The 23,194-nt window shown below is 69.7% G+C and carries 25 protein-coding genes and 1 pseudogene; 9 read left to right on the top strand and 17 right to left on the bottom strand.

The annotated features are described in order from the left end of the window. Nucleotides 1-172 precede the first annotated feature (172 nt). Complete coding sequence (locus AC5RWQ_RS28225; RefSeq protein WP_494285671.1) at nt 173-613, top strand: hypothetical protein; 441 nt, start codon at nt 173-175, stop codon at nt 611-613. A 41-nt stretch (nt 614-654) separates the two neighbouring features. Beyond that, nucleotides 655-1,158, top strand: coding sequence for an NUDIX hydrolase (locus AC5RWQ_RS28220; protein ID WP_494285670.1), 504 nt, complete (start codon nt 655-657; stop codon nt 1,156-1,158). 44 nt (nt 1,159-1,202) lie between these two features. Here AC5RWQ_RS28220 and AC5RWQ_RS28215 read toward each other — a convergent pair whose 3' ends face one another. The 3 genes from AC5RWQ_RS28215 to AC5RWQ_RS28205 all read right to left on the bottom strand — a co-directional run bounded on the left by AC5RWQ_RS28215 (nt 1,203) and on the right by AC5RWQ_RS28205 (nt 2,955). Continuing rightward, nucleotides 1,203-2,168, bottom strand: a complete 966-nt coding sequence (locus AC5RWQ_RS28215) for a hypothetical protein (RefSeq protein ID WP_494285669.1) — start codon at nt 2,166-2,168, stop codon at nt 1,203-1,205. A gap of 82 nt (nt 2,169-2,250) precedes the next feature. Then, the gene (locus AC5RWQ_RS28210; RefSeq protein WP_494285668.1) at nt 2,251-2,577 is read right to left on the bottom strand and encodes a PadR family transcriptional regulator; all 327 of its coding nucleotides are present in this window, start codon (nt 2,575-2,577) and stop codon (nt 2,251-2,253) included. Nucleotides 2,578-2,676: 99 nt separating this feature from the next. Further along, nucleotides 2,677-2,955, bottom strand: coding sequence for a hypothetical protein (locus AC5RWQ_RS28205; RefSeq protein ID WP_494285667.1), 279 nt, complete (start codon nt 2,953-2,955; stop codon nt 2,677-2,679). A 294-nt stretch (nt 2,956-3,249) separates the two neighbouring features. Here AC5RWQ_RS28205 and AC5RWQ_RS28200 point away from each other — a divergent pair, with 294 nt between their 5' ends. Beyond that, nucleotides 3,250-4,635, top strand: coding sequence for an FAD-dependent oxidoreductase (locus tag AC5RWQ_RS28200; RefSeq protein ID WP_494285666.1), 1,386 nt, complete (start codon nt 3,250-3,252; stop codon nt 4,633-4,635). A gap of 246 nt (nt 4,636-4,881) precedes the next feature. Next, nucleotides 4,882-6,159 (top strand): MFS transporter, encoded by a 1,278-nt coding sequence (locus AC5RWQ_RS28195; protein WP_494285665.1) that lies wholly within the window; start codon nt 4,882-4,884, stop codon nt 6,157-6,159. A gap of 28 nt (nt 6,160-6,187) precedes the next feature. Here AC5RWQ_RS28195 and AC5RWQ_RS28190 read toward each other — a convergent pair whose 3' ends face one another. Continuing rightward, nucleotides 6,188-7,183 (bottom strand): cation diffusion facilitator family transporter, encoded by a 996-nt coding sequence (locus tag AC5RWQ_RS28190; protein WP_494285664.1) that lies wholly within the window; start codon nt 7,181-7,183, stop codon nt 6,188-6,190. 142 nt (nt 7,184-7,325) lie between these two features. On the opposite strand from AC5RWQ_RS28190, the gene AC5RWQ_RS28185 reads away from it, so the two are divergent. Further along, the gene (locus tag AC5RWQ_RS28185; RefSeq protein WP_494285663.1) at nt 7,326-7,685 is read left to right on the top strand and encodes an ArsR/SmtB family transcription factor; all 360 of its coding nucleotides are present in this window, start codon (nt 7,326-7,328) and stop codon (nt 7,683-7,685) included. Nucleotides 7,686-7,781: 96 nt separating this feature from the next. Here the strand turns inward: AC5RWQ_RS28185 and AC5RWQ_RS28180 are convergent, their stop codons facing one another. The 3 genes from AC5RWQ_RS28180 to AC5RWQ_RS28170 all read right to left on the bottom strand — a co-directional run bounded on the left by AC5RWQ_RS28180 (nt 7,782) and on the right by AC5RWQ_RS28170 (nt 9,942). Beyond that, nucleotides 7,782-8,273 carry a hypothetical protein gene (locus AC5RWQ_RS28180; protein WP_494285662.1) on the bottom strand — a complete coding sequence of 164 codons (492 nt, stop codon included), beginning with the start codon at nt 8,271-8,273 and terminating at the stop codon, nt 7,782-7,784. Between the two features lie 110 nt (nt 8,274-8,383). Then, a complete protein-coding gene (locus AC5RWQ_RS28175; RefSeq protein ID WP_494285661.1) occupies nt 8,384-9,217 on the bottom strand; it encodes a HEAT repeat domain-containing protein in 834 nt (277 codons plus the stop codon). A gap of 344 nt (nt 9,218-9,561) precedes the next feature. After that, entirely contained in the window at nt 9,562-9,942 is a 381-nt protein-coding gene (locus AC5RWQ_RS28170) for an ArsR/SmtB family transcription factor (RefSeq protein ID WP_494285660.1), read from the bottom strand. 142 nt (nt 9,943-10,084) lie between these two features. Between AC5RWQ_RS28170 and AC5RWQ_RS28165 the strand changes: the two genes are divergently transcribed. Next, nucleotides 10,085-10,543 carry an ArsI/CadI family heavy metal resistance metalloenzyme gene (locus AC5RWQ_RS28165; RefSeq protein WP_494285659.1) on the top strand — a complete coding sequence of 153 codons (459 nt, stop codon included), beginning with the start codon at nt 10,085-10,087 and terminating at the stop codon, nt 10,541-10,543. A gap of 195 nt (nt 10,544-10,738) precedes the next feature. On the opposite strand, the pseudogene AC5RWQ_RS28160 reads toward AC5RWQ_RS28165, so the two are convergent. The 5 genes and pseudogenes from AC5RWQ_RS28160 to AC5RWQ_RS28140 form a co-directional block, all read right to left on the bottom strand. After that, nucleotides 10,739-10,977: pseudogene (locus tag AC5RWQ_RS28160) on the bottom strand (site-specific integrase); the annotation flags it as partial. Between the two features lie 133 nt (nt 10,978-11,110). Further along, complete coding sequence (locus AC5RWQ_RS28155) at nt 11,111-11,575, bottom strand: GNAT family N-acetyltransferase (protein ID WP_494285696.1); 465 nt, start codon at nt 11,573-11,575, stop codon at nt 11,111-11,113. Nucleotides 11,576-11,985: 410 nt separating this feature from the next. Next, complete coding sequence (locus AC5RWQ_RS28150; protein WP_494285658.1) at nt 11,986-12,759, bottom strand: phosphotransferase family protein; 774 nt, start codon at nt 12,757-12,759, stop codon at nt 11,986-11,988. Nucleotides 12,760-13,600: 841 nt separating this feature from the next. Next, nucleotides 13,601-15,076 (bottom strand): tetratricopeptide repeat-containing protein, encoded by a 1,476-nt coding sequence (locus AC5RWQ_RS28145; protein ID WP_494285657.1) that lies wholly within the window; start codon nt 15,074-15,076, stop codon nt 13,601-13,603. A 208-nt stretch (nt 15,077-15,284) separates the two neighbouring features. Then, the gene (locus AC5RWQ_RS28140; RefSeq protein ID WP_494285656.1) at nt 15,285-15,902 is read right to left on the bottom strand and encodes a hypothetical protein; all 618 of its coding nucleotides are present in this window, start codon (nt 15,900-15,902) and stop codon (nt 15,285-15,287) included. 482 nt (nt 15,903-16,384) lie between these two features. On the opposite strand from AC5RWQ_RS28140, the gene AC5RWQ_RS28135 reads away from it, so the two are divergent. Continuing rightward, on the top strand, nt 16,385-17,047 hold the full coding sequence (locus AC5RWQ_RS28135; RefSeq protein WP_494285655.1) for a Type 1 glutamine amidotransferase-like domain-containing protein: 663 nt from the start codon (nt 16,385-16,387) through the stop codon (nt 17,045-17,047). 317 nt (nt 17,048-17,364) lie between these two features. Here the strand turns inward: AC5RWQ_RS28135 and AC5RWQ_RS28130 are convergent, their stop codons facing one another. The 3 genes from AC5RWQ_RS28130 to AC5RWQ_RS28120 form a co-directional block, all read right to left on the bottom strand. After that, nucleotides 17,365-18,117, bottom strand: a complete 753-nt coding sequence (locus AC5RWQ_RS28130) for a phosphotransferase (protein ID WP_494285654.1) — start codon at nt 18,115-18,117, stop codon at nt 17,365-17,367. A gap of 71 nt (nt 18,118-18,188) precedes the next feature. Then, complete coding sequence (locus tag AC5RWQ_RS28125) at nt 18,189-18,455, bottom strand: hypothetical protein (RefSeq protein ID WP_494285653.1); 267 nt, start codon at nt 18,453-18,455, stop codon at nt 18,189-18,191. A 64-nt stretch (nt 18,456-18,519) separates the two neighbouring features. Continuing rightward, nucleotides 18,520-19,652 (bottom strand): IS3 family transposase gene (locus AC5RWQ_RS28120; protein WP_494285652.1). Its coding sequence is split into 2 segments (ribosomal slippage): nt 18,520-19,385 and nt 19,385-19,652, totalling 1,134 coding nucleotides; the frame shifts between segments, so codons are not numbered across the junction. Between the two features lie 930 nt (nt 19,653-20,582). Between AC5RWQ_RS28120 and AC5RWQ_RS28115 the strand changes: the two genes are divergently transcribed. Both AC5RWQ_RS28115 and AC5RWQ_RS28110 read left to right on the top strand, forming a co-directional pair. After that, complete coding sequence (locus AC5RWQ_RS28115) at nt 20,583-21,167, top strand: ribonuclease FAU-1 family protein (RefSeq protein ID WP_494285651.1); 585 nt, start codon at nt 20,583-20,585, stop codon at nt 21,165-21,167. A gap of 71 nt (nt 21,168-21,238) precedes the next feature. Continuing rightward, the gene (locus AC5RWQ_RS28110) at nt 21,239-21,535 is read left to right on the top strand and encodes a Scr1 family TA system antitoxin-like transcriptional regulator (RefSeq protein WP_494285650.1); all 297 of its coding nucleotides are present in this window, start codon (nt 21,239-21,241) and stop codon (nt 21,533-21,535) included. 35 nt (nt 21,536-21,570) lie between these two features. Here AC5RWQ_RS28110 and AC5RWQ_RS28105 read toward each other — a convergent pair whose 3' ends face one another. Then, complete coding sequence (locus AC5RWQ_RS28105; RefSeq protein WP_494285649.1) at nt 21,571-22,068, bottom strand: GNAT family N-acetyltransferase; 498 nt, start codon at nt 22,066-22,068, stop codon at nt 21,571-21,573. Nucleotides 22,069-22,374: 306 nt separating this feature from the next. Further along, nucleotides 22,375-23,034 carry an HAD family hydrolase gene (locus tag AC5RWQ_RS28100; protein ID WP_494285648.1) on the bottom strand — a complete coding sequence of 220 codons (660 nt, stop codon included), beginning with the start codon at nt 23,032-23,034 and terminating at the stop codon, nt 22,375-22,377. Between the last annotated feature and the right edge of the window lie 160 nt (nt 23,035-23,194).

The raw sequence follows: 23,194 nt of genomic DNA, 5'->3' as shown, positions 1-23,194 counted from the left end.
CGCGAGCAGTCCGGCCGCCACCGGAACCGCCAAAAGTCGCCGATGACATCCACAGTAGACGTGCTGACGGGGGCGGGGAGCGGAACGGCGGAATCCGTCGCGGCCGGTCACGGGGCGGCCGGGAGGGCGGACGGGGCAGCCGGGAGGGCGGTCGGTGGCGGAGAATCCTGCGGTGCGTTTCGGGGGAGGAACAACGGTCCGGGTACGACGTGGGCTGGTCGTCGTGGCGGTGGTCGCGATCGTGGCGGTGGTCGGGGTGGTCGTGGCGGTGCCGCTGCTGCGGGACCACTCGCAGCGGCGGCTGGAGCGGCGCGCCGACCGCGAGGTGACCGCGACGGCGCAGCGCGCGCGGGGTGAGCTGCTCGCCGACCCGACGGCGTCGCGGGAGCGGCTGCGCCGGGCCGCGACCGAGGTCGACGGCGTGGAGGTGCTCGCCGTCGAGAGTGACGTGCCGGGTCGCGACGGGGTCCGGCTGGTCTTCCGGGTACGCGTGGCGAAGACCGCGGCGACGGTCTTCGGCTGGCAGCGGGCCACCGCCGCGGGGTGCTTCGCGCAGGTGGTGGGCCCGACGCCCGGGCCGGCGACGCTGGAGCGGCTGCCCTGCCCGGCGTGACGGGGCTGCCGGCGCCGCGGCCGGCTGGCTAGAGTCGCCGGATGCCCACACCTGACTACATCCGCCGGATGCGCGCGCACGTCGGCACCGAACTGCTCTGGCTGCCGAGCGTCAGCGCGGTGGTCCGCAACCCCGCCGGTGAGCTGCTGCTCGGGCAGCGCGCCGACGACGGTCGCTGGTCGGTGGTCAGCGGCTTCGTGGAGCCCGGCGAGCAGCCGGCGACCGCGGTGGTGCGCGAGGTCGAGGAGGAGACCGGCCTGCGGGTGGAGCCGGTACGACTGGCCAGTGTCGTCTCGCACCCGCACACCTATCCCAACGGCGACCGGTGCGAGTACCTCAACCTGGGCTTCGAGTGCCGACTGCTCGGCGGCACGGCCCGGGTCAACGACGACGAGTCCGTGGCGGTGCGGTGGTTCCCGCCGGACGCGCTGCCCCCGCTGGACGCGCACGCCCGGCTGGTCATCACCCGGGCACTCGCCCCGGACGGGGCGGCCTGGTACCTGCCGGCCGGCACGTCCTGGGACGACCTGACCGTGGCCGGCTGACGGCCCTCCGCGCGGGGCCGCTCAGCCCCGGCTTCTCCCCCGGCTCAGGCCGGTACGCCGGCCGGCGACGCGACGGCGACCGGCTCGCTGCGCGCCGTCCGGATCGCCCAGGTCAACGCGTACGGGGTGCAGGCGAGGTAGAAGTACGGCTCGGTGAGCACCAGGTCGGTGATGAGGAACCGTTCCCAGCTCGTCGGCCGGGGCAGCCCGAACGACGAGTCCGTCCAGCACGCGAACAGCCAGAGCGGGGCGGAGACCCGGTCCACGGCGTCGGGCGGCAGCTCGCCGGCCTGCGCCACCGGGTCGACGGCCGGGATGTTGGCGACCACGGTGAGGATGACCGCGACGTCCGCCGCCGCGAACGCGCCGAGCACGCCGACCGTCCAGGCCAGCCGGGTCCGCCCGGCCCGCGCCAGCCGGGCCGCGGCCCAGAGCGTGAGGGTCAGCCCGACCAGCCAGACCAGCACCCCGGGCAGCGTCCGGGCCAGCTTCTCCGGATTGTCGTTGACGCCCGACTCGACCAGCAGCGCGGTGGCCGCGAGCGGCAGCGCGACGCCGAGCGCGGTGGCCAGCGGGCCGACCCGGACCCCGCGCCGGGCCGCCCGGGCGACGAGGAGCGCCAGCAGCACGCCCAGCCCGGCGGTCAGCGCCGACCAGAGCGGCAGCTGCACCGCGTCGGCCCGGCCGGTGACCCCGAGCAGCGCGGCGTACGCCCGGTTCATCGCGGTCACGGCGACGAGCACGATCGCGACGCAGACGACCGGGGCGAGCAGTAGGGCCGCGGCGGTCCGCCGGAGCTGACGGTGCAGGACCGTCCGGTCCACCAGCGGGGTGGCTGCCCGGCTGGTGGCCAGGCTGGCCGCGAAGCGCAGCATCCGGGCCCGCTGCCCGCTCTGCGCTAGCACGTGCAGCTCGGCGGCCCACTCGCGGTGCAGCTCGGTGCGAAGGTCGGCGGGCCAGCGGCGGGCCGCCGCACGGAGCAGCCCCTCGGCGACGCGTCGGGTCACCATGTGGGTGCCTGCTGCCGGTTCAGGACGGCCGGGCCGGTCGCCAGGTCGGCACCCCTCGTGTGGTGCGGCGCGGCCGGGCGGCTCACCATGCGGGCGCCCCGGTCGCGCCGCCGAGGGACGGGCCGACCTCCGGGGTGAGCGCCCGCAGCTCGGCGAGCGCCTGCCGGGCGGCGACCACGCCGTCGGGGGTGAGCCGGTAGTAGCGCCGGGCGGGCCGGCCGGCGGCCGTGGGGTCGACCGCCTCCCAGTCGGCGGCGAGCCAGCCGGCGTCCTGGAGCCGGTGCAGCACCGGGTAGAGGGTGCCGCTGGGCAGGCCGGTCAGCTTCATCAGGTCCAGGCCGTAGCGCTCGGCGTCGGGGTCGGCGAGCAGCGCCGAGAGCACCTTGGCGACCGGAATGGTCATCCGCATGCCTGGACTATATCGCAGTTCTACATAGGGTCGGGTCCACTTCGGCCGGTGACACTCCCCGGCGAGCTGGCGGCGACTCGGGCGGCGGCGGGCGCGAGGTCAGTCGATGAAGGTGCCGTCGGGTCGCATGATCTCGTCCCGGGTCAGCGGCGAGTACGCCGATCGACCCCCGTCGTCCACCGCGACCACCAGCCGGATCCGCCCGTCACCGTCGTCGAGGGCGTAGCTGACCACCGTGTACGCCCGGCCGTCCGGGCCGTCGACCCGGCGCGAATCCCGGTCGTCCAGCATCGCCCGCCACCGGTCGTAACCGAGCTGCCGCCACTCCACCAGGCGCCGCTCGGCCAGTAGTTCCGCGATCCGCTCGTCGAATGCCACGCGTGATCTTCTCAGGCGACCGGCCAACGGCTCTCCGCCAGGAGGACCGCGATCAGGTCGCGCGCAGGACGCCCGGCGAGCCGAAGCGGACCTTTCAGCCTTCCCGGAACGCCCGATCGACCAGGTCGCCCGATCATCCATTCGGCGAAATGACCGCCGGAGAAATTGACTGGTAGACGACTGAGACATCGGTCACCACACCCGACAGGAAAGTAGCCGTCCGCCAATTCGCTTTCTTCACCGCGCCGCCGTGTCGCTCACTGTAGGCACCCATTTGATGAAACGGAGTCCACCGTGTCCACCACCAATGAGACCGGGAAGGCGATCGTCCTCGGCGGCAGCATCGGCGGCCTGCTCGCCGCCCGGGTCCTGAGCGAGTCGTACGCGAAGGTCGTCGTCTTCGACCGTGACGAGCTGCCGACGGCGGCCGCCGACCGCAAGGGTGTGCCGCAGAGCGGGCACTCGCACGGCCTGCTCGCCCGGGGCCGACAGGTCCTCGAGGAGCTCTTCCCCGGCCTGACCGCCGACCTGACCGCCCAGGGCGCCCTCGCCATCGACATCCAGCGGGACTGCCTCTGGGTCAACGACGGCCACCGGATCCCCCGGGTCGCCTCCGGCCTGCAGGGGCTCTGCGTCAGCCGGCGAGCCCTGGAGGGATACGTGCGGGACCGGGTCCGCGCGCTGCCGAACGTCGAGATCCACGACGGATGCGAGGCGTTGGGGCTGCTCGCCGACGCCGACGGTGGCACGGTCACCGGCGCGCGGATCCTGCCCCGGGGCGGCACCGAGGAACACCACGACGCCGAGCTGGTCGTGGACGCGACCGGCCGCGGTAACCGTGGCCCCACCTGGCTCGCCGAACTCGGCTACCAGCCGCCCGCCGAGGAGCGGGTCGACCCCCACACGGTGTACGTCTCCCGCGACTACCGCCGTACCCCCGGCGAGGCCGACTTCGCCGCCTTCGTCAGCAGCCCGTCGCCGGCCACCCCGTACGGCGGGGTCGCCATCGCGGCCGAGGGCGATCGCTGGATGGTCACGCTGCTCGGCGTGGGCCCGGGCCAGGCCCCACCGGTCGACCCGGACGGCTACCTCGCCTTCGCCGGCCGGCTGCCCGCCCCGGAGCTGCACGCGCTGCTGAGCCGGGCGGAGCCGCTCGGCCCGCCGAAGCGGATGCGGCTGCCCACCAGCGTGCGCCGCCGGTACGAGCACCTGAGCCGACTGCCGGAGGGTTTCGTCGCCGTCGCCGACGCGGTGTGCAGCTTCAACCCGGCCTACGGACAGGGCATGACGGTGGCCGCGGTGGAGGCGATGGTGCTGCGCGACTGCCTCCGGCAGGGCCGGCAGGAGCTGCCGCGCCGCTTCTTCGCCGGAGCGGCCAAGGTGGTGGACGTCCCGTGGGACATGGCGGTCGGCGCCGACCTGCGCCACCCGACGGTGGTGGGGCCGCGCAGCCGCCGGACCCGCTTCCTCAACGGGTACGTCACCCGGCTGCACGTCGCCGCCGCACGGCACGCCGTCGTCGGACGGCGCTTCCTCAGCGTCGCCAACCTGATGACTCCGCCGCCGGGGCTCTTCGCGCCGGGGATCGTCGCCCGGGTGCTCTGGTCCGGTCGGCGTGCCGTCCCGCCGGTTGTGCGTACCGAGCCGGAGGTGCGGGCCCAGGAGCTGTCGGTCCACTGAGCGGGAGGCCACGGTCAGGCGGGACGAGGCGTACCGGAAACGGGCGGAGTGGGTCGCGGCGCTGGCCACGCGGCACGGCCGGAGTACGGCGGGACCTGCGGGGCGGCCTGTCCAAACCGCTCTCCTCGACCGTAATGAACGTATCAGCGTCGACCCCTGTCCGGTATCGGGCAGTGAGCCGATGCCGCCCCGGTGCCGGCGTTGGCATCATCGGCGGGCCGTCCACGGGGGAAGGACAACACCGCCATGTCCGTACATGCCACGCAGGAAGAACAGCCCGACATTCGCCCGGACCGGCGGTCCTGGCCGGTGCGGCGGGGGCTGCTGCCCGAGTCCCGGTCGCAACGCGTCCTCGCGCTCGCCACGTTCGTCAACATGGTCGGCAGCGGCCTCTTCATGGTCAGCTCGGCGCTGTTCTTCACCCGCCCGGTCGGGCTCTCCGTCACCCAGGTCGGCCTGGGGATGGGCGTCGCCGCCGTGGTCGGTCTGCTCGCCGGGGTGCCGGTCGGCCACGTCGCCGACCGGCGCGGACCACGCGAGGTCTACCTGCTGACGCTCTGCGTGCAGGCGGTCATGATGGCGGGGCTGGTGTTCGTCCACTCCTTCGGGCTCTTCGTCGCGGCGCTCTGCCTGGGGGAGCTCGCCCGCGCCGCCGGGGCCGCGGCCCGCGGACCGCTGGTCCGACAGGTCGGCGGGAACCAGCTCGCGCGGTACCGGTCGTACCTGCGATCGGTGGCGAACCTCGCCGGCAGCGGCGCGGCGGTCGCCGCCGGCTTCGCCGTACAGCTGGACAGCCGACCGGCGTACCTCGCCCTGGTCCTTGGCAACGCGGTCAGCTTCCTTGCCTGCGCCGCCGTCATCACCGCGCTACCGTCCCTGCCGCCCCTGCCCGCACCGCCGGAGACCGGCCGGTGGAGTGCGCTGCGGGACCGCGGATACGTCGCCGTCACCGCGCTCGACGGAGTGCTGTCCATTCACCACCAGGTGCTGCTCTTCGCGCTGCCGCTGTGGATCGTCGGCAACACCGACGCGCCCCGCTGGCTCGTCGGCGGGGCCGCGCTGGTCAACACCACGCTGGTCGTGCTGCTCCAGGTCCGGGCCAGCCGCGGGGTCGACGACACCGCCACCGCCGCCCGGGTGATCCGCCGCTCGGGCGTGGCGTTCCTGGTCGGCATGGCGGCGATGGCCGCGGCGGCTGGACTCCCCGGCCGCTTCGCCGCCGCGCTCATCGTGGTCGGCATCTGCGTGCACACCGTCGGCGAGCTGTGGCACACCGCCGGCTCCCTGGAACTGCGGTTCGCGCTGGCGCCCGCCCACGCGCAGGGGCAGTACACCGGGCTCTTCGGCTTCGGCTCCGGGCTGGCCGGCGTGGCGGCGCCGTCGGTGCTCGCGCTCTGCTGCCTCACCTGGGGCGCGCCCGGGTGGCTGCTGCTCGGCGGGGTGTTCGTCGCGGTGGGGCTGGTGATGCCGGCCGCGGTGCGGGCGGCGGAACGGCGTCGGCCGTACGCACCCGGACCGGCGTAGCGGGGCGGGGACGGCCCGGCTGGCGGAGTCAGCGCGGCAGCCGGCGGCGCCGGTGGGAGAGATCGCTGTGGTGGTGCCCGCCGGGGTGGCTGTCGGGATCGGTGTGCACGGTGGCGCTGGTCAACCGGGGTACGGCGTGGGTGAGCTGGTGCTCGGCGTCGGCGGCGATCTCGTGCGCGGCGACGAGGCTGAGCTCGGCGTCCACCACGAGATCCGCCTCGGCGTGCAGCCGGTGGCCGATCCACCGCAGTCGGACCGCCGCCACGTCGCGCACGCCGTCGACGGCCCGCAGCGCGGCTTCGGCCTGGTCGACGACGGCGGGGTCGACGGCGTCCATGAGCCGTCGGTAGACCTCGCGGGCGGCGTCCTTGAGCACGAGTGCGATGGCGACGGCGATGACCAGGCCGACGACGGGGTCGGCCCACCGCCAGCCGAGCGCGGCCCCGCCGGCGGCGGCAACCACGGCGAGGGAGGTGTAGCCATCGGTACGCGCGTGCAGGCCGTCGGCGATCAGGGCGGCGGAGCCGATCCGGCGGCCGACGCGGATGCGGTAGCGGGCGACCAGCTCGTTGCCGACGAAGCCGATGATCCCGGCGGCGGCGACCCAGGGCAGGTGGCTGATCTCGGCGGGGTGGAGCAGGCGGACGACCGCGGTCCAGGCGGCGGCGACGGCGGACGCGGCGATGACCGCGACGATGACGATGCCGGCGAGGTCCTCGGCGCGCCCGAAGCCGTAGGTGTAGGCGCGGGTCGCGGCCCGCCGGCCGAGGAGGAAGGCGATCCCGAGGGGTACGGCGGTGAGGGCGTCGGCGACGTTGTGCAGGGTGTCGCCGAGCAGGGCGACTGAGCCGGAGAACGCCACGACGGCGGCCTGGGCGACGGCGGTGAGGCCCAGGCCGACCAGCGAGATCCACAGCGCGCGCAATCCGTCCCGGGACGACTCCAGCGCGGGATCGATTTTCGCCCGGGAGTCGTGCGAGTGCGGGACGAAGGCGTGTCCCAGCCGATGCCGCCACCCGCCCACCCGACGATCGTGGCCATGATCATGATCGTGGTGATGGTGCGGCTCGCCGTGGCGGTGATCGTGGTCGTGATCCTGCACCGGTTCCCCCTGCCTCGGGCGGCCACGGTGGGTCCGCGCCGCCCACCAGCGATAATATGTGCTCATGTACGCACGCGACAACGTTGCAGGTGCCAACGACCTGCAACAACGCCTCCCCGGCGAGGAGCAGGTCGAGGCGGCGACCGAGATGCTGCGGATGCTCGCCGACGGCACCCGGCTGCGGCTGATGTGGCTGCTCAGCGAGGGCGAGCACGACGTGACGGCGCTGGTGGCGGCGGTCGGGATGGCTCGACCGGCGGTGTCACAGCACCTCGGCAAGCTCCGGCTGGCCGGGCTGGTGAGCGTGCGACGCGACGGCCGCCGGGCTCTCTACCGGGCCAGGGGCGGGCACGTGCGCCGGCTCGTGACCGAGGTGCTGCACGCCGCCGCCCACCGGGTCAGCGGCACCCCGGAGCATGACTGAGTACGAGAGCCGGCTGCCGGCCTGTCGCGTCACGGGACATGCTTGTCACTTGCGTCCCATCAGACGCTTGGCATGATCGCCGGGGTTGTCGCGTTGCTAAGCGACGAGCGGCCTCCAGCGCTTCAACACGACCGGATCGCCCAGCGGGGCGGACCATACCTGCACTCGTAGCCGCTCCCTCGTCGACGGGTCGTCGTCAGAGTCGATCCCCAAGCGTTCCGCCTCGGCCAGGTTGCTCCTGCCTATCCGGACGCGAACCGGTCCTGCCAGCACGTTGACCCTTGCGGCATCCGGCTCGTAGTCAGTGCAGCCCATCACGACGAGTCGACCTGACGGAACCTGCATACCGCCCTCGACCACGTGGTCGAAGTCCGCGAGGTCGCCCGATGGCGGAGCGTCCAACACCTCGACGGTTACGGCGACCGTCACGTTGACCGACGTGCCGACTGCCATCGCATCACCGGCTACGGCCAGCTGGTCGTGCACGGCCCGGCCGGTCCAAGCCTCGCCCAGGTCCGTCGTCGACCCGTCGTCCGTCAGGTGGATCTGGTGGTAGTCCGCGAAGAGCTCCAAGTCCAACGTCTCCATCGCGTCCTTTCGTCATCGCCGACCCTGAAACCTTGCACCGGGTCCCGGACAGTCCACAGCACACCCGCCCGCTCGCGGAGCTGGTCGAAATGCCGGTTGACATGCGCGGCTCAATCGCCGTGCCGATCTTCGTCGTCGTCCATCCGGGCGGCGGTGCAACGGGCGATGGCGTGCTCAAGCTGCTCGACCCACGGATCATCTGGTTCGTTGTCCGGTGCCCGCAGCTGGACGAGTGCTGGAAGCAGGCGAGGGTCGGCAAGTTCGGCGGCGGCGCGCAGCCATAACGAACTGGGGTCCGGCCTGGTCAGGCGATCTGCGATAGCGGTAGACACCTCTGGATCGTCGCGGCGAGCCAGTCCAAGGGCGGCCTCCGCCGCCGGGTAGGCCTCAGCGGTGTCCGGTTCGCTGAGCAGGCTACGCAGCCCGGCACGAATCTGCGGTGAGTCGACATCGAGCTGGCTGCCGAGCGCGAACGCCGCCCAGTCACGCAGCATCGGTTCGCGGTCCGCGAGCAGCCCGACCAGCGCCGTGACCGCGGGGTCGTCTGCCGTTGGGTCGTCCAGCACAATCGGAAGGCCGCCGATCGCTATCCGGCGCACCTCGACGTCGGCATCGTTGAGCAGCCGCAGCAAGAAAGGCACGCACCGCTGTTCGCCGCTCTGGTTGCCGAGCACCTGGGCCACCGCGGCTCGGACGCCCACGTCGACATCGGCGCAGCCGGCGTCGGCGTGATCGAGCAACTCCTCCAGCGCCGGCGGATAGTTCAACGCCACCGACCCGAGCGCCATGAACCCAACCTCTCGCACGCCAGGATCCGCATCGCGTATCCACCCCTGCGCATACGCCAGCCCCTGCTCACTGCCCATCGTCTCGGTGAACCGCCAGACGTCGTCGGCTGTGCCGGCCACCAGCTCCGCCAGCGGCGGATCCTGGTGCTCTACCATTCCTGACCTCCGGAGCGCCTCACCAGCAACGCGAACAACTACCGGATTAGTTGTACAGCCAGAAGGCGGCACAGCCGAGACACAGCGCCAGCAGGACGGCCGAGGCGAGCAGCAGCACGGGTAACGTGAGCAGTTCGTTGCGTGCCGCCGGCGCAGACGGCTCTCGCGCAGCCGTAGGCGGACGTGCCCGGACGCTGACCACCAATGTGCGCAGTTCCTACAAGCGAGGGGTTAGGGCTGCCCTCATAGCCGCCACAGGCGGGCGGCAGCGATCCGGAATCCGACGACCGCGGCGGCCAGTAGGCGGTGCCGGCGGACTCGGCGAACGCGCGCCAGGGCGAGGCTCACGCTGCGGCCTGGTCGACCGGCGCGGGCGCGGCGGGCAAATCCAGCAGCGCCCCGAGCTGACGGAACGCCTCCGGCTTGACCCGGTACCACACCCACGTGCCTCGACGCTCGGAGTCGACAAGACCGGCCTCCCGCAGCACCTTCAGGTGGTGCGAGATGGTCGGCCCGGACAGGTCGAACGCCGGGGTCAGGTCGCACACGCACATCTCGGGTACCGAGGCAATCATCGACATCAGCCGCAGCCGGACCGGGTCGCCGAGGGCCTTGAACATCGGCGCGACCACCGCCGCCTGATCGGTATCCAGCGGACGTACCGCCAGCCGAGAGCAACACGCCACCGCTTGAAGACCCACCACAGGAAGAGGTTGTTTCGACATTCCTCTAGGTTGACAGATGTAAAAACAGGGTGCAACAGTGGGGCTGCTTCGAAAACCATCTAGGCAAGGGCGAGCTGTGATCAAGGCCTTCCGTCGCATGCCGACCAACTGCTCGTCCGCTGACCTAACAGGAGGAAATCCCATGTCCCGTGTCCAGCTCGCTCTGCGCGTGTCCGACCTCGAAGGCTCCGTCGCCTTCTACTCCAAGCTGTTCAACACCGAGCCGGCCAAGCGTCGCCCCGGCTACGCCAACTTCGCCATCGAGAACCCGCCGCTGAAGCTCGTCCTGCTCGAAGGCGAGCCCGAGCAGCCCACCGTGATGGACCACCTGGGCGTCGAGGTGTTCAGCACGGACGAGGTCAACGCCGCCACCCAGCGGCTCACCAACGCCGGCCTGATCACCCTGGAGGAGAACAGCACCGAGTGCTGCTACGCCCTCCAGGACAAGGTCTGGGTGCGCGGTCCGGGCAACGAGCCCTGGGAGGTCTACACCGTCAAGGCCGACTCGGACCAGCTCCAGAAGGCGACCGAGAGCGCCTGCTGCACCCCGGCGGCCGAGCAGGAGCCGGTCTTCAGCGGTGCCGCGTCAAGCTGCTGCTGACCATTGCGGTGTGCGCGCTGGCGGGCAACCTGGCGGCCGGCGCGCACACCTACAACGGGCAACACCCGAAGGAACAGCAGGTCAGCCACCACGTGAGGGTGGCTGACCTGGTGGGCGACGGACGAGTCGACCTGTACGCCGGATTCTCGTGGTGACACAGACCCCGCGCTGGGCGAACGTCACCCCTCCCCCACGTCAGGCTGTCCTGGGGCCGTCAGCAGCGGTGGGCCGGAAGAGTCGATCGATGGCGTTGCGGGTGCGTTCCTCGCTGGCCGGCATGAGATGCGTGTAGACCCGGAGGGTGAAGCCGGGTCGGAGTGGCCGAGGTAGGAGGCGAGAGCCTTGATGCTCTCCGCCGCGTCGAGCGGCGCCGAGGCGTAGAAGTGTCGGAGCGCGTGCATTCCGGTCGCTCGGGTCGGCACGATGCCGGCCGCATTGAACTCCTCCGCCAGTGGCTTCGCCACATGTTGAACCAAGTCATTGCTCCGGCGGGTAGGCCCGCTGGTTGCGGGCCCCCGCCAGGCCGGAATGTGACGGCTGCTGCGCGACAACGACCTGTTGCAGAACCTAGAGGTCCAGCGCGTACCAGAAGGCGTCGTCGGTCTCGTGAGTCTTGGCGAAGCCGGCCTTGTCGAGCACCCGCTGCGAGGGCACGTTGTCTTTTTCGGTATCGGCGACCACGCGCTTGGCCGCCGGTTGCCGCGCCGCGTAACCGACCAGCGCCCGCAGCGCCTCGGTGGCGTAGCCGTGACCGCGGCACGGCTCGACGAGGCCGTAGCCGACCATCACCGTGCCGGTCTCGTCAGGCGGGCCGAAGAAGCCGATGGTGCCCACGGCCTGTCCGGACGCCTGCTCGACGATGACGAAGTTGCCGAATACCGAGTCGCTCTGGCGCAGCCACCCACTAACCCCGTCGCGGTCGTCTTCGCGGGGGAACTGCTCGTGCCATGCCCGGCCGGTGCGGTCGCTGTCCACAATGGCCTGTGCTGTTTCGCGGTCGAGCGGGATCAGGCTGAGCCGCTGGGTATCCATCACGCGGCTCAGTATTGCAAACGCGGATCACGCAGGTCCTGATGCCGATCTGTCACCCAGGTCCAGAGACCGGACAGATGCCGAGTCCCAAGACGTCCGTGACAGACCCGTCTCGCGACGTGGGTGACAGCTCCGGCTAGGAAGTTGCCTCTGCGGTGACGTTGCCTTCACCTGCTTCAGCAGAAACCTCTCGTTGCTTCGGCGTCGGTGCGGTGACCGGCTCGAAGTCCCCGCCGAACCGGACGTCGGCATAGGTCCGGTCGAGTCGTGCGCTGGCTTCCGATGTCGCCGACCGGCCGCCCGGGATCTTCGAGGACCATGACCTCGTCGGTCCGGAAGACGACGCGCTTGAAGGAGATGGCCCGATCGGTGCGGCAGAACGCACTCGTGGCCGTCGGGCTCGTGCAGCCTCACAGCCGAGATCTCAGCACGTCGACCTCGCAGCCTGGCGAGGACGGGTCAAAGCCGTGCTCGACCAGCCAGCGGATCGCCAGCAGGCTTCGCAACGACCACCACGCGCGGATCACGTCGAGGTCGACGTCGGTGCCGTAACCGGCGACGACATCGCCAAGGTGCTCCTCGTGTCCGAGCGTCAAGGTGGCGAGGTCGAACAGGGCATCGCCCTGGCTCGCCTCGGACCAGTCGATCACGCCGGTGATCTCGTCACCGTCGACGAACACGTGGGTGACCTGCAGGTCGCCGTGCGTGAACACCGATGTCCACGGCCGGAGCGCAGCCTCGGCAACCCGGCGGTTGCGCGTGACCAAGTCGGTGGGAAGGACGCCGTTCGTGACGAGCCACTCGCATTCGCTGTCGAGGTGCGATGCCAACTCGTCGAGGCGCCGACCGGGCCATGGCGGCAGCGGCGCGTCGTGCAGCATCCGTGCGGCGGCACCCGCCGCGGCCCACGCCGCCGGCGACGCGGTCGACGGCTCGCCGAGGCGGCCGAGTGCCGTCCCTGAGAGAGCGACGAGCGCGAGCACGGGCGGCTTCCGCCACAGGACCTCCGGAGTCGGGATCGGCGCCATAGCCATCGCCTCGACCTCGACGTCGGTGCGCGTCTGATCAGCGTCGATCTTCAGGAACACGTCGCCGACGCGCAGGGTCGCGCGTTCGTGATGGGCGACGACGACCTCGACCTCTTCCACATCGGCCATTTTCGCGGGCATGACCACCGACGTCACCGGGGTTTATCGCGTGCGACTGCGCGGCTGACCGCGTCCCGCTGCCCCGCGGCCTCGTGCACGCCACCGGCCGCTGACGGGTCGAGCACTGCCTCGGTCCGCCGGGCCTCGGCACGTGGAACGTGTAGTCCAAGCGGCATGTCGCTGCCACAGCTCCATCGGTCGGTCGCGTTCCCAGCGCCGATAGTCCTCGCGACGGAGACCGCGAGGCCGCTCATCGACCAAGCCATGCCGGACCAAGATCCGATGCACGGTGATCCGTGACGGAAGCGGTCCAGGGCAACCCGTGCGCTGCAGCTCGAACAGGACTCGGCGGGCACCCGAGCGCGGATGAGTCCGACCCAGCTCGCAAATCAGCGCCTCGATCTCGGAAGCGGTCTGTGTCGGCGAGGACAGGGGCCGGCTTGACCGGTTCGCCAACCCGTTAAGACCTTCATCGGCATTACCAGGTGAGCCACCGATGGACGGCCTGCCGAGACGCCGAAGCGGGCCGCCACGTCGGTCACCGTGACCCTGCCTGCACCGCCAATACAGCCCGATACCGCTGCTCCGTCACGCTAATCTCCACCAACACTCGGCGGAGTGTCACGCACGTCCTGATACCGATCTGTCATGCAGGTCCTGAGACCCAGCAGCCGGCCGCCGGCGTGTGATCCGACAACTGATGTGCGACACAACTGATGTGCGACACATCTCCGCCGCGTGATGCGCGACAGCGCGATGAACCTAGGGCCACATCAGTGCGCTTCGGGACTTGCGGATCTGCCGAGAACAGTGCGCGTGATCATGGCGAGGCTGACACGCGCGCCCATGGCCTGGTACTGCAACGGCAGCCGGACGGTCAGCCGGCGTAGCGGGGCTCACTGAGCCGGCGGCGGAATTCCGCGTGAGCGGTCTGGAAGACGTCGTTGAGCCGCTCAAGCTCGGACTCGGCCGGTTCTCGCCGCAGCCCGACATCGATTTTGAAGTCGCCGTCCACGATCGCCACGTCGAGGCGGTCGAGCAGGTCCGCGGGAAGCCTGGTAATGACGAACTCGCGGAACGCGTCGGCGATCGTGCCCGCCATATCGCCGCACCCGCAGGTGCGGCCATCCAGGACCGCACCGAGGTGGCTGCGGCCGATGATCGCGTCCGGGTGTACGGGATCCATGACGGTCAGGCCCTCCTCCAGGACCGTGCGGGCCTCCGACAGCCGCGCCTCATGCTGAAGGAACAGACCGAGGGCGATGCAAGCTCGCCCGACCGTGTCATGGTCGGTGCCATGGCGTGCCTGGCTCACTGCCTCGGTCAGCCGTTGCTCCGCCAGGCCCACCTGGCCGGCCTCCTTCAGTGCGAGACCCCAGTTGCGCAGCACCTGACTCCGCAGCTCCGGACGACCGATGCGCTCCGCCCTCGCGTGCGCCGACGCATACGTGCGCAGCGCCGCCTCGGCATCGCCGGCTTCGTCCTGGGCCATCGCCAAGCCGAGCGCTGCCATCAGCGCCTCCTCCTGGCGGCCCAGGCGGTCGTACGAAGCGAGCACGCGCTCGATCGCATCAACCCGCCCCGCCTGGTCATCGAGATCACGGCCGAGGTTCGCCAGCGCGGACAAGGCGTTGAGCGTCGCCTGGTGGTCAATGCCGAGCCGCTCCTCCAAGGCGGCGACCAGGGAGGTGAGCAGGGGCTTGGATGCTGGATCGTCGTGGTCCAGCATCTGGGTGACGACTCGCCCGACCTGCTCGACAACCTCGTCCGGCAGTTGGTGCAGGCCCACGAAGAGCGGCTCACGGGTGCCACCGGCGTGCACAATCGCTGCTCGCAGCGCCAACGCGGAGGCCACCCGCTCGTGCCCGTTGCGCCACAGATTGGCCACCGCCTCCTCGACGACCTGCCGGGCACCTGCCACGTCGCCACGCTGCCGCAGCAGGTCCGCCAGCGGTTCCAGGCCGAACGCGTACCCGGCATGCTCGCGACCGTAGAAGGCGAGCCGCTCCTGAACGCCCTGGCGTAGCTCCGTCTCGGCCTCGTCGAGTCGTCCGGCCATGCGCAGCGCCAAGCCCAGATTGAGTCGGTGGGTCAACTGGTCTTTGCGGGACTCGTGATCGCGCGGCGTCGCGGAGACGGCGCGGCGGTAGCACTCGATCGCGCGGTCGCGTTGATCGGCGTTGAGCAGCACATTGCCGAGGTCGCACTGGGCCGAGGCCCATTCCGGGCTGCCGTGACCATGTTTGTCCGTGACGGCCTGCAGCTCGCGCGTCATGAGGTTCTCGGCGTCGCCCATGCGACCCTCCCGCAACAGCGCGAAGGCCACCTCGACCGGAGTGAGGGGTGTCGTCACGAGCCGCAAGTTTAGGGCCCGCTCACTGACGTTCGCGCACCCCCTGGGAACACTTCGAGCGAGGCCCCGCCCCGGCGCGTTCAACCAACCATGATCGGACATCCGCATCTGCCGCTGGTCGACCGTTGCGCGGCGTCACGATGACCGGCCGGTTCGACATCCGCTCGTGCAGGTAGACGAACGCGGGCCCGATTCTCCCGCTCGTGTATCAAGGCAGGAACTGCTCCTCGAACCTGATGACAGTCCCTTGCTGCACCGTCAGCCAGAACGGCAGCACCGCGATGTCCGGTGGGGTGAGCGTCATCCCCTTGTTCTGCTGCTTTAGAAATGCCGGGAAGTGGGCGAAGCTGATCGTCTTCATGTCCGTGCCGCCCAGCGTCGACAGCGCCACGCACTGCACACCTGCAGCGACCGGCAGCGTCCGCAACATCTTGTTGTTGTTGACGATCATGTAGTCGTTGTCCGGGCCGTCGGGGTTCTCCGGGTGCTCCTTCTTCCACTCCGCCTTGGCCGCGTCGCCGGTCAGGAACTCGATCAGGTCGAACGTGACGGTGTTCCGGGTGGTGTCCAGGCCGGTGAGGTAGACCGCGCTCCGGCCGTCGGCCAGTACCGGGGAGGCGTTGGCCGACGGCCCGCCCGTGGTGGCCGCCGGTGTGGTGGTGGCCGCAGTGGCCCCGGGGATCGCGCCCGTCCCGGCGGAGGCCGAACGCCCCGTCGCCGCATCCCCGGTCGTCGCGGATCCGCCGCACCCGGCCACCCCGGTCAACGCGAGCGCGAGTACGACCGTCCCTCCGACGGCACGGATCCATACGTCTATGCACTTCATGGCTGCTCCCGTCGACGACCAGGTCAAAAAAATGATGAGGGATCCCGGGCGGATTCCCCGTCCACTGTCGGAACCTTGGCTGTGACTTACCAAGACCCCAGTCCTCCACCCCTGCAGGACACCAGAGCATCGAGCGCTCCGGTGCTCGACGTCTTGCGTGGCGCCGCGCTTGGCCCGCGCGGCATCCGGATCTGCCGCGGATCGAGCGCGTGGGCAGCCGGTGCGCCCATCACCGTCCGTAGCAGAGCCTCGCTGGCGCGGACGTTCTGCTTTGCCGATGAGCGGTCGCCGCGACATGCGCATCTTGCGTGCGTCGGTCGGGTGCACGTGTTGTGCGGGGTAGTACCGGGTGGTGGATTAGTGGGCAATCGCGCCCGGCGACTTGAGGGATTCTTGAAGAGGTTGCCCGAACTGCGATGAGTCCCAGCACGGTCCCGCGTCTTCAATCACATCCACCTACCGCGCGCGAACTTGGAGGCACCTTGAAGCTCTTGCTGACGTCAGGGGGCATCACAAACCCAAGCATCCACTCGGCGCTCGTGCAGCTCCTCGGCAAGCCGATCGCCGAGTGCCACGCCCTCTGCGTCCCGACAGCACAGTGGGGTCACCCGATGTGCGGTCCGACATCGGTGCGGGGCTTCGTAGCCGCCGAGCCCGTATTTCAGTACCTGTCCGGCCTGGGTTGGGCGTCGCTCGGTGTCCTCGAGCTCACCGCACTACCCACCATCGGCGCGGAGCGATGGGTGCCCTGGGTCCGGGAGGCAGACGTGCTCCTGGTCGACGGCGGCGACGCGACGTACCTGTGCCACTGGATGCGGGAGTCCGGGCTGGCCGATCTGCTGCCTTCGCTGCCCGACACAGTCTGGGTGGGAGTGAGTGCCGGAAGCATGGTGATGACGCCCCGGATCGGAGCGTACTTCGTCGAGTGGCCGTCCGCGCCGGACGACCGCACCCTGGGAGTCGTCGACTTCTCGATCTTCCCGCACCTGGACGCTTTCCCAACAAACACCCTGGCCGACGCAGAGCAGTGGGCCGCCGAAATCGGCGTCCCGGCCTACGCCATTGACGAACAGACGGCCATCAAGGTCGTCGACGGCTCCGTCGAGGTGGTCTCCGAAGGGCAATGGACGAAGTTCGGGTCATAGCCGCCGGGCCTCCGTGACGTCGCGTCGTTGGACGTGACCCCGTCGACTTGCAGCACTTCTGAGAGGGCCGGCCCATGTCGCAGGTCGCGTGCGCTGCGGCCATCCGCACATGCCGCGATCAGCGCGCGGAGGTGTCGCAGATCAGTTGGCGGACAAGTGTCGCGCATCAGTCGACGGAAAACACTGACATGGGGCCGATGTCTAGTCCCACCACCTGCTTGACGAATCCGTCCCAGCACATGTTTGACGGCTGACCTAGATCTTTCGACCGAGCATCACCATCAGTGATCGTGCCGGTCGCCGAGCCGGGGACCCGCTCACGCCGGACACAGTGCGGCGATGAACGTCTCCTGGGTGGCCTCGGTGTAGGCGAGTTCGCGTTGGGTCCAGGCGAGCACTTCGGCAGAGCGTGCGTGCGGGACGGAGGCGACCTGGTCGTCGAGGATGTCTCGCCAGAACGCCTCGTTGCGACGTAAGCGCTGGCGGATCGCGGCTGGTAGGCGGCCACGGTCGGCCGAGCTCAAGCCGTAAGCGTCGGCGAGGTTCCGCACCTGGCGGGCTTGTTCTGTCGCGGGTCCCCGGTCGGGCCGTGACGAGATGCACCAGGCCCACGCCATGTACCCGACGTCCTCCAACGGGTGGCCAGGCGCCGCGAAGTCGAAGTCGATGAAGGCGACCGGCCGGCCGTCACGGAAGACCGTGTTGTTCGGACCGGGGTCGTGATGGCAGACCACCTCACCCCGGAGGCTGCACGCCAGCTCTCGCGTGGCGTCATGCAGTTGTCGTAGCAGCGTCGCTGCCTGTCCGACCTGGTCGTCGGTGAAGTGCTGCCATCGTGGAGGAACATGGCCGGGCACGAACGACAAGATGTCACGGCCGTGTTGGTCCCATCCCAGGTGCTGAGGGCAGCCGTCGAAGCCGGTCTTGGCGAGATGAGTCAGCAGTCGCGCCACGAACCGCGACGCGGGCGAGGCCGGGCGACGCACGGTGTCTCCAACCCGGACCACACCAGCCGTCAAGCGCCCGCCGGCCAACGTTTGCTCCACGTCATGCTCGCCGCCGTGACCCATCTCGCGACCCTACCGGCCGTCCAGGCTGCGTCACCTGTAAAGGCCACCGCTGCCAGGCCGGAGGCGAGGTGCTATGCCCAAGGTGGGGTGTATCGGCTCACGTAGTCGCGAACACGGGGGAGCGGGTCCTGCCAATACTGGTTCGGCATGCGGGAGTGGTGCGTCTCGCAGAAGCCAGCGAGACCGTCCGTGATCTTGACGCGCTCCAGCGGGCGGCCTTCGAAGGCCGTGTTGACCGCCAGCAATTCCGGCTCGGGATTCCAGCCCGAGTGGTCGAACGCCCAGCCATCCCAGACCGCGTAGGCGTGGAAGACCTGCCAGCCGCCCGCGTAGCGCACCCCGGCTATCTCGATCGGCCGGTCTGGGTAGGAACTGACTGGGCCCCGGTTGGTGGTCCACCGGCTATGAGAGCGTTGGTTGCCGGTTGGTGATCCACTGCTGCCGGTAGGCGTCGGGGGTGAGCCAGTCCAGCGAGCCGTGGGGTCTGTAGGTGTTGTACTCGATGCGCCAGTCTTCGGCCAGTACCTGGACCTCGAGGAGGGTGTCGAACTGCTCGCAGGTGAGGAATTCGTCGCGGAAACGGCCGTTGAACGATTCGCAGATCCCGTTCTGCCACGGGGATGCGGGGTCGATGTAGGCGGGGTCGACGCCGGTGTAGCGGCACCAGTCGGTCAGGGCGTGGGCGGTCAGCTCGGGGCCGTTGTCCATGCGGATGTGCTTCGGCCGCCGACCCAGCCGCGCGCTGACCTCGTCGAGGACGGCGACCGTGGCGTCCGCGGTGAAGGAGCGTGCGGCGCGGGTGGCCAGGGCTTCGCGGGTGTACTCGTCGACGATGTTGAGGAACCGGACTTGCCTGCCGTTGGCGGTGACGTCGACCTGGAAGTCCAACGCCCACATCTGATCCGGCCGCGTCGCGCGCATCCGCTGGTGACGGCCCGGTCCGGCCCGCCGCTTCTTGCGCACCCTGGGCGGGCGTTTCAGGCCCTCGTCGAGCCACAGCCGGCGGGTGCGTTTCCGGTTGACCACCAAGCCCTCCCGGGCGGCGATCGCATGGGCTTTGCGCCACCCCCACCGCGGATACTGCGCGGAGATCTGCCGCAGCCGCGCCCGAAGCATCTCATCAGCGTCACGAGGAGCCGGCGCCGGCCGGCGTTGGGCCGACCGGTGCTGCCCGACCAGCCGGCACGCACGTCGTTGGGACACTCCGAAGCGCTGCTGCAGCACCGTCACGGCGCGGCGGCGGCGCTCCGGACTCACCAGTTTCCCCGGTTCAGCTCCTTGAGCATGTCGATGTCCAACAGCTGATCGGCGACGATCTTCTTCAGCCGGGCGTTCTCCCGCTCCAGGTCCTTGAGCCGTTTGGCGTCATCGCCTTTCATCCCGCCGTACTGCGCCACCCACCGGTGCCAAGTCGCCTCGGAAATCTCCAGCTGCTTGCACACCTCGGGCAGGGCGCCGCCCTGCCCGATCAGCTTCTCGCCCTCCCGCAGCTTGCGGATGATCTGCTCCGGCGTGTGCCGCCGTCGAGCACCCATCGGTGATGATCCCTCCCAGCCCCATCATGGGGCATCGAGCTCTCACAACAGGTGGACCACTTCACCGGGACCCAGTCAGAACCTCGGCAGACCCAGGCGAGGATGTGACACGCTCCGGCAGCGAAGAAAGCCTGGTCGGTCCGTTCCCATGCGATGCGCTGGTCTGATCGCTCGATCGGCGTCCGACGAAACGCTCCCGCTGCTTTGGCTGCCACGACCCGGAGGTTAGTGGATCGTCCGACCCTCTGCCCATGCCGCGACGCGCGCCCCTGTCGCAAACCGTAAGGCGCGGCTTGGGGATCATGTCAAACATCAGGTGGGACGCGATCGTCAAGCATCTCCCGGGACACGAGACTGACATGGGGCCGAGCACTGCCGAAGTCCGCTCTATCAGATCAAGGCGGCCCGCAAGCGGGCCGTGCCGGTCCGGGCCCGGCCTGGTGGCGACCTCCCGGCCGGCATCGGCCGGGCCGGCCGGCCACGCTGCGAAGCACCAGGAGCATGAAGGGCTGAGGCGGGACGATCGCCATCGGGATTGCTCTCCATCGAGGGCGGGGCGATCGCTGCCGCGCAGCAGAGCTGCTTGCCTCCGAGTCGCGCGGGCACTGTTCGCGGTTCGACGACGAGGACCAGGGCGTAACCCATCCCCCGGATGCCCGATTCTCTTCGCCACCCGGTCGGCATCAAGGGCGCTGCGCGTCGGCACGCCGATGGCCTACGGCCACCCCTTGACCCCGACCGGGCGCCGTAGTCCTTGGCACCTATCCGGAGAAGGGGAACAACTGGCGGCTCTCCGATCGATCTCCCTCACGAAGTCCCGCTCGTCCCTCGTTTGGGTATCGTGCTCGAATGATCTTTGAGCGGGGGCAGACGATCGTCCGCCGGCACCTGTACCCGGACGGCCGGGTCGGCTCGGTGCTGTGCGGGCGGGTGGTCAGCGACGACGAGCGCGGGCTGGCGCTGTGGATCGAGGCGGGCTCACAGGCCATGCGTCGGGTTGACGGCGCCGGCCAGCCGACCCGGCAACTGTCGCTGCTCACGTCGCTGCGGATGACTACGATGCTCAGCCTGAGTACGTGGGAGCCTTTCCGGACTCTGATGTTGATGCCGCCTGGTGCGGCGCACTCCGTTTGGTGGAGCTGGCGACCGGACGGCGATTTCGACGGCTGGTATGTCAACCTGGAGCGTCCGGTCACCCGGTGGGCTGGTGGGGTCGACGTCTACGACCAAGAGCTCGACCTGCTCGTCTATCCGGATGGTAGGTGGTCGTGGAAGGACGAGGACGCGTTCGCCGAGTACACCGGCGAGCCGGCGTTCTGGGATGAAGTCGAGGCTGCCGGGGTCCGGGCCGAGGGCGAACGACTGCTTGCCCTGGCCCGCGCCGGGGCCGCGCCCTTCGACGGCCAGTGGATGGACTTCCAGCCGGATCCGGCGTGGCGGCCGACGTTGATGCCGCACTGGTGGGAGTTGCCGGCGGACGCGACCTGCTGGGGTCCCGAGTACTTCCAGCCCTGAGACGGTCCGCCAACGCCCATAGATGGCAGGGAATACAACCAGGGCGCAGCTTTGATCGAGGCTGCGACCTGGTGGGCCCGCCCGACGTCATGCGCGGCCAACTCGACCGCCTCCAAACCGTGGTGGGCGTACCGAACATCCGCTTCGCCATCCTGCCGCTCGGCGTTCAACTCGCCACCACCCCGCAGAACTCCTTTCAGACGTACGACGACGCCGCCATCGTGGAAACCTTCGTCGGCGAGACGACCCACCGAGACGACGAAGCCGCGGCGTACGCCAAAGCCGTCGAACGACTCTGGAAGGAAGCCGTGACCGGAGAAGACGCACGACAACTCATCGTGCGCGCCGCCCACGACCTCCGGAACTAGGCCCTGTCCTGTGATCTTGAGCGTGTCCCGCCCGGTCAGTCGCGCTCGCCTTCCTCGGTCTTGAAGGTGCGGAAACCCCGGCGGTGGTAGTTGGGTAGGGCGCGGGGGTGGTCCAGCGTCGATGTATGCAGCCAGACCCTACTCACTGCGGGGCTCAGTTTCCACGCCCGTTGAACTGCAAGCGTTAACGCACATCCGCCCAGGCCCTTGCCGACGAAATCGGGCAGTAGCCCGAAGGCTTCGATTTCCACTTCATCGCCGGAGTGGAGATCGTAGGAGACCATGCCCACAGGTTCGCCCCCGATGGACAGCAGCCAAAACGTCCTGGTCGGGCACTGGGCAAACCATGCGCCCCATTCTTCCTCGGTCCGGCGTGCGCTCCTCCAACCGTAAGGGGCGCCGATCCTGGTCCGCAGGTCAACAACCAGCGGCGAATCCCGACCCAGGGGCTTCAAGACCAGTCCGGGCATCGATGCCGCCGGATTGAGCTGGTCACGGGCCGTCATTTCTACATACGTCCCAATCTCCTTCACCCGTGGAGACTACGTGGTCCCCAGCTTGCGGATCACGGACATGGCGCCGGAGCCAGATGCGGATCTATGCGACGTCGAGAGTGCCATCATCCGCATAGGCGATTTACACCAAGACTGCCATCGAGATCGCGGGACACGCCCTAGCTGGCGGGGCTTGACCGCGTCTGTGATCTGACAACTGATGTGCGACGCAGCTTTGCCAGGTGATGTGCGACAGATCGAGCAAGCTAGGGGCGACAGGATGGCCGCCGGCGCAAGTCCTGTCATGCCGAGAACAGTGCGCCGAGAAGGAATTCGGTAGGCTCCTCATTCCCACGATGCAGGCATGGCGCTCAGCCATGCGCCGAGGAGCGGCAGCACGGCCCGCAGGTCGGTTCCGTCGATTGATACGTGGGCGGCTGCGCGAGCCGCCGGGGTTGCGTTGAAGGCGATGGCCAGCCCGACCGCAGCAAAGAGCGGCACGTCCGAGCGCCCGTCGCCAACGGCCACGCAACGCTTCGGTTCCACGCCCAGCTCGGCGGCCACGCTCACCGCGAAGTCGCGTTTGCTCAGTTCGTCGAACTGCTCGGCGACCTCCCCGCTGTAGCGGCCGTCAACCAGCTCCAGGCGCGGTCCGCAGGCTCGATCGAAGCCATAGCGGTCGCACAGATGGGTGCCTACGATGTCCCAGGCCAGCGTGGCCAGGACGGGTGCCAGCCCATGTCGGCGGCACCAAAGAACCGTCTCGGCAATGCCGTCCACCAGCGGCAGCGACTCCAGGAACCCGAGCACCTCCGTGGGCGTCCGTGTTGCCCAGCCGCGAGCTTCGAGGGCGGCGGCCTCCTGGCTGCTCAGGCTGCCGGCGCCGTAGTCGGCCTGCACCTCGTGAATGACCTTGACATAGCCGAAGAACTCCGCCAGGTACTGCCCGCTGCTCGTCGCCGTAAGCGTCCCGTCGACATCAAAAAGCACCGCTCCACGGATCACAGTGGAACGCTACCGGCTGCTAGGGCGTTTCATGGGTCTGTCAAACGAACGGTGTAACTCGGGTTGTTGAGGGTTACTTGCGGCCTGCGGTCAGGCGGCCTTCGAAGGCCACTCGAAGGCGTTCAGGGCGGGTTTCCAGCGCATGGTCCATCGCCGGCGG

This window comes from Micromonospora sp. BS32, assembly GCF_059089345.1.
This window is presented reverse-complemented; position numbering and strand designations above follow the sequence as displayed.

Coding starts and splice junctions, on each gene's coding strand:
- AC5RWQ_RS28220 (WP_494285670.1), top strand. CDS start 655: ATGCCCACACCTGACTACATCCGCCGGATGCGCGCGCACGTCGGCACC.
- AC5RWQ_RS28215 (WP_494285669.1), bottom strand. CDS start 2,168: ATGGTGACCCGACGCGTCGCCGAGGGGCTGCTCCGTGCGGCGGCCCGC.
- AC5RWQ_RS28210 (WP_494285668.1), bottom strand. CDS start 2,577: ATGCGGATGACCATTCCGGTCGCCAAGGTGCTCTCGGCGCTGCTCGCC.
- AC5RWQ_RS28195 (WP_494285665.1), top strand. CDS start 4,882: ATGTCCGTACATGCCACGCAGGAAGAACAGCCCGACATTCGCCCGGAC.
- AC5RWQ_RS28185 (WP_494285663.1), top strand. CDS start 7,326: ATGTACGCACGCGACAACGTTGCAGGTGCCAACGACCTGCAACAACGC.
- AC5RWQ_RS28180 (WP_494285662.1), bottom strand. CDS start 8,273: ATGGAGACGTTGGACTTGGAGCTCTTCGCGGACTACCACCAGATCCAC.
- AC5RWQ_RS28175 (WP_494285661.1), bottom strand. CDS start 9,217: ATGGTAGAGCACCAGGATCCGCCGCTGGCGGAGCTGGTGGCCGGCACA.
- AC5RWQ_RS28170 (WP_494285660.1), bottom strand. CDS start 9,942: ATGTCGAAACAACCTCTTCCTGTGGTGGGTCTTCAAGCGGTGGCGTGT.
- AC5RWQ_RS28165 (WP_494285659.1), top strand. CDS start 10,085: ATGTCCCGTGTCCAGCTCGCTCTGCGCGTGTCCGACCTCGAAGGCTCC.
- AC5RWQ_RS28155 (WP_494285696.1), bottom strand. CDS start 11,575: ATGGATACCCAGCGGCTCAGCCTGATCCCGCTCGACCGCGAAACAGCA.
- AC5RWQ_RS28140 (WP_494285656.1), bottom strand. CDS start 15,902: ATGAAGTGCATAGACGTATGGATCCGTGCCGTCGGAGGGACGGTCGTA.
- AC5RWQ_RS28130 (WP_494285654.1), bottom strand. CDS start 18,117: ATGGGTCACGGCGGCGAGCATGACGTGGAGCAAACGTTGGCCGGCGGG.